General features: G+C 59.7%; 9 protein-coding genes. 2 read left to right on the top strand and 7 right to left on the bottom strand.

What is annotated here, in order from left to right; all coding sequences use genetic code 11:
• Window positions 1–123: 123 nt before the first annotated feature.
• The 3 genes from DDF78_RS02385 to DDF78_RS02395 form a co-directional block, all read right to left on the bottom strand.
• A complete protein-coding gene (locus DDF78_RS02385; protein ID WP_152580048.1) occupies window positions 124–687 on the bottom strand; it encodes a DUF4411 family protein in 564 nt (187 codons plus the stop codon).
• Complete coding sequence (locus DDF78_RS02390; RefSeq protein WP_152580049.1) at window positions 684–1,850, bottom strand: ImmA/IrrE family metallo-endopeptidase; 1,167 nt, start codon at window positions 1,848–1,850, stop codon at window positions 684–686. Before DDF78_RS02390 ends, DDF78_RS02385 begins: the two co-directional genes overlap by 4 nt.
• Before the next feature lie 211 nt (window positions 1,851–2,061).
• Window positions 2,062–2,928: a hypothetical protein gene (locus DDF78_RS02395; RefSeq protein WP_152580050.1), complete on the bottom strand. Its 867-nt coding sequence runs from the start codon at window positions 2,926–2,928 to the stop codon at window positions 2,062–2,064.
• A 561-nt stretch (window positions 2,929–3,489) separates the two neighbouring features.
• On the opposite strand from DDF78_RS02395, the gene dcd reads away from it, so the two are divergent.
• Complete coding sequence (dcd, locus tag DDF78_RS02400; RefSeq protein WP_152580051.1) at window positions 3,490–4,071, top strand: dCTP deaminase; 582 nt, start codon at window positions 3,490–3,492, stop codon at window positions 4,069–4,071.
• Window positions 4,072–4,177: 106 nt separating this feature from the next.
• Here the strand turns inward: dcd and DDF78_RS02405 are convergent, their stop codons facing one another.
• Window positions 4,178–7,195 (bottom strand): cation-translocating P-type ATPase, encoded by a 3,018-nt coding sequence (locus tag DDF78_RS02405; RefSeq protein WP_419465470.1) that lies wholly within the window; start codon window positions 7,193–7,195, stop codon window positions 4,178–4,180.
• An 864-nt stretch (window positions 7,196–8,059) separates the two neighbouring features.
• Here DDF78_RS02405 and rlmB point away from each other — a divergent pair.
• Window positions 8,060–9,061, top strand: coding sequence for a 23S rRNA (guanosine(2251)-2'-O)-methyltransferase RlmB (gene rlmB, locus DDF78_RS02410; protein ID WP_152580053.1), 1,002 nt, complete (start codon window positions 8,060–8,062; stop codon window positions 9,059–9,061).
• A 154-nt stretch (window positions 9,062–9,215) separates the two neighbouring features.
• Here the strand turns inward: rlmB and DDF78_RS02415 are convergent, their stop codons facing one another.
• The 3 genes from DDF78_RS02415 to DDF78_RS02425 form a co-directional block, all read right to left on the bottom strand.
• Entirely contained in the window at window positions 9,216–10,703 is a 1,488-nt protein-coding gene (locus tag DDF78_RS02415) for a DUF4032 domain-containing protein (RefSeq protein ID WP_419465469.1), read from the bottom strand.
• Between the two features lie 175 nt (window positions 10,704–10,878).
• The gene (locus tag DDF78_RS02420) at window positions 10,879–12,006 is read right to left on the bottom strand and encodes an ABC transporter ATP-binding protein (RefSeq protein ID WP_152580054.1); all 1,128 of its coding nucleotides are present in this window, start codon (window positions 12,004–12,006) and stop codon (window positions 10,879–10,881) included.
• Window positions 12,007–12,310: 304 nt separating this feature from the next.
• Window positions 12,311–13,312: an L-lactate dehydrogenase gene (locus tag DDF78_RS02425; RefSeq protein WP_152580055.1), complete on the bottom strand. Its 1,002-nt coding sequence runs from the start codon at window positions 13,310–13,312 to the stop codon at window positions 12,311–12,313.
• Window positions 13,313–13,763: the final 451 nt, after the last annotated feature.

Raw genomic sequence — 13,763 nt, forward strand, 5'->3', positions numbered from 1 at the left:
AAGCGATGAATTCCGGCATCCACCCGCTACTTTCTACAGAGACAGATCATTCGTCGCCAGCCACGACATTTGTGAATATCCGCCTTATCTGCAATACAAACTGTGACACGCCGAAATCGAATTTCAAAACACTTGCACAGCCCTCATGAAGCCGAACAATCCCTCACATTTGATGTCGAACATGCTCGCAACCGTCGGGATCTTCGGTCGCTTCCAAGGCATATCCACCTCATTCTGACCCTCCTCAGACGTAACAATCACAGACCCAAACCGCTGTGCCGCAGCGATAAGCCACGGGTCTGCAATTTCGCGCGGAGTCCAATCCATGACCGCTTTTTGCTGATACCCGGAATGCTCATCTGCTATTTTTTGCAGCACTTGTTGGTATCCACCAATAATCTCACCATCGGTTTCACACGATATAACTGAGGGCTTGATTCTGTCGAGCCACTTGTCAAGTTCATCCGAATCCCGCTTGGCATACGTTTCGTGCCAGACTTTATCCAATACGCCGACACGTCCAAATTCCACTAATTGCGCAAGGTGGTCCCAGAACGTAGCAGACAATGCAAAGTCAGGGTTGTAGAACTTGTTGTATGGGTCAATCAAGCAGTTTGAGTCGATGACATACTCAATCTCATTGCCCACGAGAGTAAGCTGCTCAAGTCCCCTGATGGTGCCATTCATGATGCAAGCATTTCCAATAGCTTAGGGAACGTATTCCTGTTTGTGCGCGTCAAACGATAGGCATCCAGATAGCTGGTTCTTCCTTCCGCCACACTCGTCGCGATGTGGTCGAGAAGACGACGGTCATATCTGCTGCGTTTTGTCAGATAGTAATCACCACCGGATGGTTTTGGTCTCTCGCCATCTGCCCATTCACGCGCCTTCTCAACTCCTTGCTCGTATTGCTGTTGAGTGACGAGCCGATGATTCAAGGCCCGCAGCAACACAGCACTGGAAGAAACCGGGAATCTGCCGCAAACGACTTTTACCCGAGCCTCAGTGTCCAAGTCAACTCCACCGTTCTTCCATTCCTGTACAAATACGGAATCGGGCATGAGAATCTCAGTTGCGGCTGCGTTGCAAAGTCGTTCGGTTTCGCTCACCGCATGCGGTACCGCTTTGTCGTTAAACAGCTCGTCGGCACCAAGCCAAATATGAACGAGCTCATGCACAAGTGAGAACAGCCTTGCCGCATCAGGTTCATCGGCACGGTTGATGAATACCAAAGGAGCATACTCATCAATCAGGGCAAAAGCGCGGAACTCATCAGGGTCAAGCTTACGATGGGTGTTCTCGCCAATAACGCCGTTCATCATGACGATAATCTTCGCCCGTTCGGCCCGTTTGCGCAGAAAATCAAAAGCATCTTTGGCGCTGTGCAGATTCCCTTCATCAAACCAGTCTTCAGAAAGCGCCAAGACCTCCCGAATGGAGCCCACAATCTGCGGAACTGTGGAATGAAGCGTCATAGAAGCGACGAAGGGAAGCACTTCTTCACCCGCATCGATTTGATCCTGTCTCGCCCAATCCTGCAAGGCAGCCATATCATTGACTGTATCGACCAAATCTCGGGAAGGCGTCTTCATGCTGTCTTCGCTGCCCAATGTTCGATGCGCAAAAACCGCCGGCGTGTCATCGATTGGATTCTGCAAGAAGAAATAGCCAAACGGCACCCGCAAACGTGTGCTTACAGTATCAATATCAGCCATTGTCGGAGCATTCCTACCAATTTTCCAACGCTCGATATCTCGGGATAATGCACTGCTCAGCCGATCTCTGTCGCCGATTTTCAGCACCCAATCCCACACTCTAGGAGGAACCGCGACACTCAGCATTGATGACATCACATTCCTCCTTTCCCTTTGCTAACCGCGAGTCTACAAGTCAGTTAAATTCTATACAATCTCTGTAACCAACCAGCGGCTCCGGCACCTGCCTCTTTGCATTGTTGCATACCAGTGTACGGGAAAGGGATTCGTGGTAAAAGAGGTGAAGGCGCCTCTGGACGCTGCGCCGCGCCGACGCCTGCCTATAGCCTCCGCTCCCGCTACTGCTCTACTGCTCGGTCGTGCTGCCGAGCGCCTCCAGCGTGCCGCCCCAGGTTTTGTGCAGCGTAGTCATGTCGTTTTTCTGGCCGACTGCCATCCATAGGGGACCGTTGAGCGTGTACCAGTCGCCTTGAGCCTGGGCGTCGTTCGCGCGCTTGCGTAGCTGCTGGGCGATCATCGATTGTGCGGCAGACCGCTCCATCGATGCCGCGGCCTTGCTGTCGAAGGTCACGAACGCCACTCGCGTGTCGATGCAGGCCGCAGCCTGCGAAACCCCAGGATAGGAACCAGCGCCGAGTTCACGCCAGCCGCTGCTGCACGGGCCTGCCGCCTGCTCAAGATCGTGCTCCATCTGCGTGGTGCTTGTAGTCGGCGCGTCATCGCGCACCGGCGCCTTGATAATGCCTTCGGGCACCATGTTCGTCACGAGCAAACCGCCGCCAGCGAGCATCAGACCCAATACGCCAGTGACCACGGCGATCGTTCCCACGCCGCGCCGGCTCACGTCTTTCGGCAATCCGACCCGCGCAACAATGACCAGCACGAACGCGATAACGGCCAGTCCGATAGCCAGCGGCACGGGAAGCGAGCGCGGCACAGACGGCAATGATGCCGGCGCCACGGCATGCACCACGCCCACCAGCCCTGCAGCTACCGATAGCAAGCCGCACAGGCCGGCCAACCCTCTCAGCCAGCGGTTCGCCGGGCGCGATGCGCGCTTATGCCCATGACTCTGCTCCTGCCCAGTAGATTCAGCATCCACTACAGCATCAGAGTTGATGGGTTGTTCGTTGCCAGATTGAGTCACCCGTGCAGCACGAGAATCCTCTGAGCCGTTATTCTCGTTGTCAAAGAAGTCGAAATTGTCGTCCATGCTGCCTCCCTGATACGGCCCTCGCCAAGTCGTACGCCAAGCACGATTATAGGGGCTATAACTAACACGGTTTTATCCAACCCCGCTTAACTCGGCTAACTCGGCTCAATCCGTTAACCCGCTGCAGGGTCGTCGCGGCAAAAGAAAACCCCGGCGAAGGGGAAAGTCGCCGGGGAGAAAGGAGAGAAGAAGAAAGGGTTCAATTATCAAGAACTTGCGTTCCCGGCCAACTCTTGCTGACATGAATTACTTAACCACCCGATGCTTGGCATACCGCTGGTATTTTCTGGTAAATTCCTGAAAATCTAGAGAGATTTGTCTATGCATCCCACTGTGGATTTCACTGCACACCTCACTGTATTGCGCTGTATTGCGTCTGCGGACACTGTCGAAACGTCTGCATCGCCGCGCATTCGCTGTGAAATTTTATCCATCCGACTTGGCGCTAGGGAAGACGGTGACGCTGGGAAGAACTAGACTGGGCTAAGAATCGTCGTCAATCATGCCTTGGCTTTGCGGCGCACCGCCGCGACCAAGCGCACGCACCCGTGAGGGGGAATCATGCTTCTGTCCGATCGCGACATCCTCGCGTTCCAAGCCGCCGGCCATATCTCGCTGGAACCTTGGACGCCCGAGATGGTGCAGCCCGCGTCCATCGATGTACGCCTCGACCGCTTCTTCCGCCTGTTCAACAACCACGCCTATACCTACGTGGATCCGGCCGAGAACCAAGGCGCGCTCACCGAGCAGTTCGAAGTGGCCTCCGGCGAGCCATGGATCCTGCATCCGGGCGAGTTCGCGCTTGCCTCCACATGGGAGCGCATAACACTAGACGCGACCGTCGCCGCGCGGCTCGAAGGCAAAAGCTCACTCGGTCGCCTCGGCATCGTCACCCATTCGACCGCCGGCTTCATCGACCCCGGCTTCGAGGGGCATATCACTTTGGAGCTGTCGAACGTGAGCACGCTGCCGGTCAAGCTGTGGCCCGGCATGAAAATCGGTCAGATGTGCTTCTTCGAGCTCAGCTCCCCCGCCGCGCACCCGTATGGGTCGGCCGGCACCGGCTCGCACTACCAGGGCCAGCGCGGCCCGACCCCTTCGCGCTCCTATGAGCACTTCTACAAGGCCGACATCGAGGATTGAGGCCATCACCTAAGATTGCATGAGCAAGGGCAAGTCGGCCGATAGCGATTTCGAGTGGCGGAATTCCGCGGGTTGAAATCACTACCGGCCGACTTGTGTATGACCTTTATCGAGCCAAGCTCCGATCACGCAGGCGCAATATGACCTTACGCAATTCCGAGGCAACGAGCACGAACAGGGCCAGGCCGATGCATTCCAGCCAGTCCAAGGGTGCCAACGGCGTCGTGCCGAAGGCGGCGTTGAGGAAGGGCACGTAGATCACGACCAGCTGCAGCAGCGCCGAAATCGCGATGGCGCCCCACAGCCATTTGTTGGCGAACAGGCCTTTGAACGCGCTTTGCAAGTGCGAGCGCGAGGCGAGGGCGTTAAACATCTGGGCGAACACAAGAATCGTGAAGCCCATCGTGCGTGCCTCGACCATCTGCGCCTCGTGGCCCAGCGCCGAAACGCTGCGGTCGGTGAACAATCCACCGGCCAAATGCATATCCATGCCGATCAACGTGACGGCGGCCATGATAATGCCGATGAAGATAATATCGCCCCACATCGGTGCGTCGATCACGCGATCGGTGACCTTGCGCGGCGGCCGGGCCATCATGTCCTCCGACGATTTGTCGACGCCCATCGCGAGTGCCGGCGCGGCATCGGTGAGCAGGTTGATCCACAATAGCTGGGTCGCGAGCAGCGGCACGGTGACGCCGGCGGTTCCCGGCTGGGTGATGCCGAGGAATCCGGCGAACATCACGCCGCCGAATACCGTGAAGACCTCGCCCACGTTGGAGCTGAGCAGGTAGCGCAGGAATTTCCTGATGTTGTCGAAGATGCCGCGGCCTTCGCGTACCGCCGAAACGATGGTGGAGAAGTTGTCGTCCGCGAGGATCATATTCGCGGATTCCTTCGTCACCTCGGTGCCAGTGATACCCATGGCCACACCGATATCCGCGGATTTGACGGCAGGAGCGTCGTTGACGCCGTCGCCGGTCATCGCCACGATATTGCCTTGGCGCTGCAATGATTCAACGATCTTCAACTTGTGTTCAGGTGCCACGCGGGCGTAAACCGAGACCTCGGAAGTGGCCTTGTCCAGCGCCGCGTTGTCGATGAAGTCGTCAAGCTGATCGCCGGTCAGCGCTTTACCTGCTGTGTCTCCTGTTTCGCCGGCCTCAATGATGCCCAAATCAGAAGCGATGCGCGAAGCGGTCAGCGGATGGTCGCCGGTGATCATCACCGTGCGAATCCCGGCGCGATGCGCCTCGGTCACGCTGGCACGAACCTCGGTGCGCGGCGGGTCGATGATGCCGACCATGCCGGCCCAGACCAGCCCGGTCTCAATCGTTTCGCTCTGCTCCGCGATGTCCGTCACCTGCCCGGCAGCGTTCGAGCGCACGCCCGGCACATCGGCCAGCGACTGCGTTTCCAGCGGTCGGTAGGCCTGCCCCAGTGTGCGATAAGCCTGCGAGGAGAGACGTTCGACCGTATCGAGTATGGTCTCGCGGTCGCCGTTGGTCAGCCGCCGCACCGCATTGCCTACGGCGATATGCGTGCAGTAGCCCAACAGCACGTCGGGCGCTCCTTTGGCGAACACAGTGAGCTTGCCGGAATCGGCGTTGTCCTTGGCGATAACCGCCATGCGCTTGCGTTCGGAGGTGAAGGGAATCTCGGCAACGCGCTCGAAATTCGAGAAGCGCGACACGGCCTTGACCTTGCGAGCCGCGACGATAAGCGACACTTCGGTAGGGTCGCCCACAGCCTCCCAGGTGCCGTGCGAGCCGTCGTGAGAGGAGCCAGTCGAACTGCCAGAGTCGCCCGAACTCCCCTGCCGCAGGTCGCCATCATTCGCAATGGAACCGGCAGCCAGCGTGGTGAACACTTCGTGCGCGAGTTCGGCATCGATATCATCGCTGCCATCCTGCGCGACCATGCGGCCCTGCGGCGCGTAGCCTGTGCCGGTTATCTGCACCTCGCCGCTCGGTGTCACTACGCGCTCGACGGTCATCTCATTGCGCGTGAGCGTGCCCGTCTTGTCGGAGCAGATCACCGAAGCGGAGCCGAGCGTTTCCACGGAAGACAGCTTTTTGACAATGGCGTGATGCTGGGCCATGCGCTGCACGCCGAGCGCGAGCACCACGGTGAGAATCGTGGCCAGGCCCTCCGGCACGGCTGCGACGGCCAGCGATACCGCGAGCAGCAGCGAGTCGATGACGTCATGAATATCGTGGAAGCCCTCCACCGTGGCGAGCGCGATCAGCACGACCACAGCGATGAGGACCACGGCAATGCCCAATATCTTGGAGACGCGGTTCATCTCTTTTTGCAGCGGCGTCGCCTCGTCGTTGGTGTGCGAAAGCATCTCGGCGATCTTGCCGACCTGCGTGTCCATGCCGGTACCGGTAATGATGGCGCGGCCTGTGCCCTGCGTGACGGCGGTGCCGTTGAATACCATATTGGTGCGGTCGCCCAGCGCCTTGGCCTGCTCAAGCGTGGCGGGCTTCTTGCCCACCGGCACGGATTCGCCGGTCAGACTGGCCTCGGCGATGCGCAGTGATGCCGCGGCAAACAAGCGTCCATCGGCCGACACCGAGTCGCCTTCGCCCAGCACGAGAATGTCGCCGGGAACGACTTCAGCGGTATCGATGCGGCTGACCTTGCCGCCGCGCAGCACGGAGGTCTGCGGCGCAGTCATTTTCGCCAGCGCGTCAACTGCCTGCTCGGCCTTCGCCTCCTGCAGATAGCCCAGTACCGCGTTCACCATCAGAATAAGCACAATCACGATGGCATCGAAGGGCAGCGCCTCGCCGCCTTCGGCACCCGGCCGCGCATTCGCCCGCTCGATGAACCACGCGACCAGCGAAATCAGCGTGGCGGCAAGCAGCAGATACACCAGCGGGTCTTGGAACTGCTGCAGGAACTTCTTCCATTTGGGCGTTGTAGGATCGCTGTCCAGCTCGTTGCGGCCGAATTGCTCCAAGCGTCGCCACGCCTCGTCGTCACTGAGGCCAGTGGCCGGGTTGACGTTCAGCGACTTGGCAACGGCGTCGGCGTCGGATAACGAAGGGTCAGCTTGGTCGGGCGCAACCTCGCGGTTGCTTGGATTTGCGGGCTGCGCCACATCGATTGGCGTCATATCTACTGACGAAACGCCTGCTGATGCTATGGATTGATCATCGGATCGACCAATCATGGTGTTCTCCTGAGGATTGGCCGCGGAGTAGTCAGCCCGTTGTGCAACGCATATGTGCAAAAACGAAACTGCGCGGTTAGTGGTCGCTGCGGCTCATGCCGCCAACGATTACCTAACCCATAGTACACAATCGCATTTCGCCGTTCGCAGACACTCTCAGGCATCAACAGGATTTGCACACGTCGGAATGTCAGGTAGCGATGAGGCTGTGCAACGTCGCCTGATGCTGTGCCGCAATCGTATGGCAACGCAAAATGAGGGGCCGGTGCCCGACCATGGTAAATCAGCCGGGCACCAACCATCTACAGGCGATGCCTATAGTCCATTGTCATCACGTAGACCATGAAGATCACGCACATGACATCTGCCGTGATCGTATCGATCTTGGCAGCGACGATGACCAAGACCACCGTCATGAATAACCGCAAGTTTCCTCGCGGCGGTTCCTCATTCGGCTAGCACATTACAGTGCTCCTTTATTGAGGCCGCGCCAACAGCCGCTGACGCGGCGAGATGGCTCACCCCGCCATAAAACAGGATGAGACGCCGGCATCCGTGCGACGAGATACCAAGCGACGAGTTCAATGGTATGCGAAGAGAAAAGAAAACATGCTAGAATCACAGTGTCTGGTAAGGCGTGCGAACCATCTACACCAGCGGCGACGAAACAAAGCTTTAGATGGGCCGTATCAGACAGGTGGTTCGGCTCCACCTTTTATTGAGGCCTAGGGCTGGCATCTTTCATAAGATGCCAGCCCTTCTCATCAAAAAACCCGTTTGCCGTGGGGTTCTGGGAGAATGGCGGCTATGGTTACGAAGAAGGGCCCGACCAAGGGGTCGGGCGGAAAACACCGCAATGCGCTCAAGGGCAAAGGCCCCACGCCGAAGGCCGAGGATCGCGTCTATCACAAGGCGTATCGCGCCAAGAGAACCGCAGACCGCCGCAAGGTCGCCGATCCACGCATCGCCGCACGCCGTCGCGTCGCAAAATTCACGTCGGATTCCGACGATCTGGTCATCGGCCGCAACGCCGTGCTCGAAGCGCTGCGCGTGGGCGTACCCAGCTCGCAGCTGTACATCGCCTCGCGCATCGAGCATGACGACCGCACGCGCGACATCGTGCGGCTCGCTGGGCAGCAGGGCCTTAATCTGCTTGAAGCCGACCGGCTTGAGATGGATCGCATCGCGCGCACCGGCAATCATCAGGGCGTGATTCTCAAGGCCGAGCCGTACCAGTATTCCTCGTTGCAGGAGCTGGCCGAACGCGCCGAGAAGAAGGCACGCGCGATGCAGTCTGCGGATTCCGCAGAGGCTCGCATCGCCGCGCGTCCGCTGTTCATCGCGCTCGACGGCGTCACCGACCCGCAGAATCTCGGCGCGGTGATCCGCTCGGCGGCCGCATTCGGCGCCAACGGCGTCATTCTGCCCGAGCGTCGTTCGGCCTCGGTGACCGCAGCCGCATGGAAGGTGTCTGCCGGAGCCGCCGCGCATATGCCCGTAGCCCGGGTCGTCAACCTGACCAAGGCGCTGGAAAGCCTCAAGGAGCACGGCTACTACACCGTCGGCCTCGACGGCGGCGGCGATGCGCTCGTGGGCGAGACCGGCTTCGAATCCGATCCGCTCGTGGTCGTCCTCGGCTCTGAAGGCAAGGGTCTGAGCCGACTCGTGCGCGAGGCCTGCGACTCCATCGCTGGCATCCCGATCACAAATATGGTCGAATCGCTCAACGCCTCCGTCGCCGCAGGCATCAGCCTGTACGCAGTGGCTCGCGCACGTCGCGAAGCGGCCGCAGGTACTGCTACGGAATAACACCATTCAGCGTTACCAGCACATTTACCGTCACAACGTATGGGGTCGCAGCCAGTCCTTGAGGATATGGCCTCGGCCCCATACTTATGACTTATGGTGCTGTTACCTTAGCGCTGCCACTGCACGCTGCAACATCGACTCAAGGAATAGCGCGTCAGCTCGCCCACACAGCCGCGTCGGGGTCGCTGTCGATGGCGTCGGATCCTTCGGAATCGTCAGAGTCGTCAGTATCATCGGCATCATCAGCATCTGAACCGTAGCCGTCGAATCCGTATGTTGACTCGTCGTCGACCACGCCGGAATCGGCTTCGGCGTTGAGCTTGTCGACATCCTCGGTGTTGAGCTTGTACTTCGGCAGCACCGTGTCGATGTAGCTTTTAACCGCTTCACGCATCGGGATATCGTGCCCGGCCTTCTCGGCCAGGAACCAGCGATGCTCCAGAATCTCATGGAAGAACTGCGCCGGCTCGATCTGCGAACGGTACTCATGCGGAATCATGCGCACGGTCGGCTCGAAGACCACGCGCATCCAGTCGGTGGCGACGATTTCAAGATCCTCGTCATCCTGCCAGGTCGAGGCGCGGTAGGCGTCGAGATCGTTGAGCAGGCGCCGGGCCTGATTCTCCTGCACGTCGAGTCCGGTAAGCCGCAGCAGCTTGCGCGAGGCATACCCGGCATCGACCACGCGCGGGCGCACCAGAATGCGGTTGCCGTCCTCGGTGGTCTTCATCTCAAGCTCGTCCACGTCGAATCCGAGTTCGTTGAGCTTGTTGACGCGCCGCTCGATCTTCCACATCTCGTCCGGTCCGAATTTCTCGGTGTCGGTCAGCGTGCTCCACAGCGAATGATAGCGATCGACCAGGCCGTTGCCCACCTCGACCTCGTCCACGTCGCCGGGCAGCAGCTTGCCGGAACTTAAGTCCATCAGCTCGCCGATGATATTGGTGCGCGCCAAGTCCATATCGTATTCGCGCTGGCCGTCGGTGAGCGCCGCATGCAGATCGCCGGTCTCCGCATCAACTAGAAACGCGGAAAACTCGTCCGCGTCACGCAGGAACAGCACGTTCGACAGCGACACATCGCCCCAGTAGAAGCCTGCCAAGTGCAGCCGCACCATGAGCACGGCCAGCGCGTCAATGAGCCGCTGCGCGGTGTCCGGGCGCAGATTGCGCGCGAACAGGGCACGGTACGGCAGCGAGAACTTCAAATGCCGCGTCACGAGAATCGATTCGAGCGGCTCGCCGGATTTGCTGTGCCGCCCGGTGACCACGGCAATCGGCGTGACCGTCGGCAGGTCGAGCTTCTGCAACCGCCGCAGCAGCTCGTACTCCCGCTCGGCCACGCCACGCGTGATTTCCTTCATCGCGTAGACTTCATCGCCGACATGCACGAAGCGCACGACATGCCGCGAAATGCCGCGCGGCAGATTGGCCAGCAGCTCCTGCGGCCACTGCGACAGCGGCTGCTCCCACGGCAGCGTGAACATCTTCGGGTTCGAGCTGGCGGCCGTGATGGTCAGGCTGCGCGGCTCCTCGTCCGATTGTCCGCCATCATCGCCGGAGCCTTGCACTATCGCCTTAATCTGCGGGTTCGTACGCGCGGACATACCCGATATGCCGACGGGCACTTTTGTGAATTCCATATCGACCAATCTAGCGTTCGGATACGAGAAGCTACGAGAAGATGCAGAAAATGAAGAAAAATGCGTAAGCATACAAGAAAGCCCCGCAGCTATGCAGGGCTTTCCCGAGCGAGATCCAAGAGAGGAAGAGATGACCTCGCTTACTGGTTGGTGCGATCTGTCGACCGCACCAAGATTAGTTGAGACGCAGCTCGGACGAAGGCGAGAACAGGTGCATCTTGGCCGGGTCGATCTTGATCTTGACGGTCTCGCCGACTTTCGGCAGCGCACGCGGGTTCACGCGAATCGTGGTGAGCTTGTTCTGGTCGGACATCGTCGCCGAAGACTCGAGCGCCGAGTCGTCGGTGATGATGGTGCCGTAGATGTAGCCATCGGAACCCAGATCCTCGACGTTTGCGACCTTGAGCGAGAAGGCGTTGGCATCGTCGGCGGTCGCCAGTCCGGCGTCCTCCGGGCGGAAGCCGATCACAATCTGGCCGTTGTCCTCAGGGGTGAGCTTGGCAACGATGTCGGCCGGCAGATCGATGGTGTCACTGCCGATCTTCGCCTTGCCATCGACCACCGGATGGGTGTTGAGGTTCATTGACGGCGAGCCGATGAAGCCTGCGACGAAGACGTTCGCCGGGGTATCGTACAGCTCGGTCGGCGCGCCGACCTGCTGCAGGATGCCGAGCTTGATGACGGCGATGCGGTCGCCCATCGTCAGAGCCTCGGTCTGATCGTGGGTCACGTACAGGGTGGTGACGCCCAGCTGGCGCTGCAAGGCGGCAATCTGGGTGCGGGTCTGCACGCGCAGCTTCGCATCGAGGTTCGAAAGCGGCTCGTCCATGAGGAAGACCTTCGGCTCGCGAACGATGGCACGGCCCATGGCCACGCGCTGACGCTGACCACCGGACAGGGCCTTCGGCTTGCGATCAAGGAATTCAGTCAGGTCGAGAATCTCGGCGGCCTTTTCGACGCGCTTGCGAATCTCTGCCTTGGGGGTGCCGGCGATCTTCAGGGCGAAGCCCATGTTGTCGGCCACCGTCATATGCGGGTACAGGGCGTAATTCTGGAACACCATCGCGATATCGCGATCCTTGGGCTGCATCGTGGTGACGTCCTTGCCACCGATGAGGATGCGGCCTTTGTTGACCTCTTCCAAGCCGGCCAGCATGCGCAGAGTCGTAGACTTTCCGCAGCCTGAAGGGCCGACGAGCACGAGGAACTCGCCATCCTTGATGTCCAAATTCAAATCATCCACCGAGGGCTTATCGTTGCCCGGGTAGACGCGAGTCACATGCTCGAATACTACTTCTGCCATGATGGTCGTCCTTTCATCGGCAGGTACGTGCCGAACGATCCGTAGTGAAGGGCCATGCATCGGTTTGTCGTTCCCAACTTCGGAAACTCCATACGTCAGCATTTGTTTTTTATCTTTTACCGGCTTTGGAAGATTCTCTTCGTTGAGCCAAAACCCACTATACACCGCTCGCAGGCCTCCCTGAGTCCGCGCGAGTTCAGCGTGGCGCAGGTTGTGTGCCCTGCACTGCTCTTGAAGGACTAATGGAACGAAAGGGCCGCTGACCCCAGTCGTCAGCGGCCCTTTCGTTCCATATATCTCAGCGTTACTCGTGCTTCGGCAGTGTGACCGGGTTCTTGCGCGACTCCTCGATGCTGAAGGGGGCAAGGCGGGCCGTGTTGGCGCGTACGGCGTCGCAGGAGGCGGCGAATCCGGCCCGCTCCTCGTCGTTCAGGTCCAGCTCGACGATGTCCTCGACGCCATTTGCGCCGATGATGCACGGCACCGAAATGTACAATCCGCGCTGACCATATTGCCCGTCAAGCCACACCGAGCCAGGCATCACCGCATGCTCGTCGTGCAGGATGGCCCGCGTGATGCGCACCGCCGCGTTGGCGATGGCGTATTCAGTGCACTCCTTGCCGCGATAGGCGACATAGCCGCCGTCACGCGCCTTCGCCTGCACGTCGTCGGGCTTGAGATCGCTGAATCCGGGCTTGCTGATGACATTCTTCATCGGCACGCCGGCGAAGCTGATGGCCGACCAAGCGGCGATCTGCGTATTGCCGTGCTCGCCGATCATATAGGCCTGAATCGATTCGGGCGCAAGCTTCGTGGTCAGCGAGATTACCTCGCGCAGCCTGGCGGAGTCGAGGCATGTGCCGGTGCCGATGATATGGTTCGTGGGCAGCCCCGAAAGCCGGTGCACTTCGGCGGACACCACATCGCAGGGGTTGGCCACATTGACCCAGAATCCCTCGAATCCAGCCGCCGCAAGCCGCCCGACGAAGGTGCGGGCCGAATCGACGGTGGCGAACAGCTCGCCGTCACGGCTCACCGCAGCGAGCTTCACATTGCCGGCGGCGTTGATGATGACATCACAGCCCGCCAGCTGCTCGTAATCGGCATGGCAGTTGCGCACTACGACCCGGTGCGGCGCGAAAACGACGGAATCGTTGAGATCCTGCACCTCGGCGGCAAGCTTGCTCTCGTTGACGTCGCATAGCAGCAGCTCGTCCGCGATGCCTTGCAAGATCAAGCTGTTCGCCGCGTGCGGGCCGACGTGCCCGATGCCGATGATGCCGATGGATACTAGTTGATGGCTCATATGATTCCTTCCTCACGCAGCCGTTCGCGCGGCCGCCAGCCTTGTTCCTGCGCCATGGGCGAGCGAGTACCGTCAGGCTCGGGACATGGCGATTGGCCGGATGGGCGCACTGTATGCCATAAGGCATATGCCATACAGCGCGGCGCATCCGGCGGGATGTTGCCATACTGGCGATACTACCCCCTGTTGCGCCGGCGTGAAATACCCTCATGGCCGCTACCATCGTGCGATGCACACGCTGCCTTGCCTCTCGACCCTCAACCACCCGTCCGCGCCTGACCGTCCCCAGCTGCCCCCAGCTGCCCCCAGTCTCAGCGTACGTTTCTATGCACCATAACGAAAGCCGTATCGGAAAACGTACGATACCGCTCAGTCACTGTACGTTTTCCGATACGGATGTCACGAGCATGCATGAAAACGTACGCTGGCGACGCTTCTAAGGCGTTCGCCC

It is taken from the genome of Bifidobacterium tibiigranuli (assembly GCF_009371885.1).
Taxonomy (GTDB): domain Bacteria; phylum Actinomycetota; class Actinomycetes; order Actinomycetales; family Bifidobacteriaceae; genus Bifidobacterium; species Bifidobacterium tibiigranuli.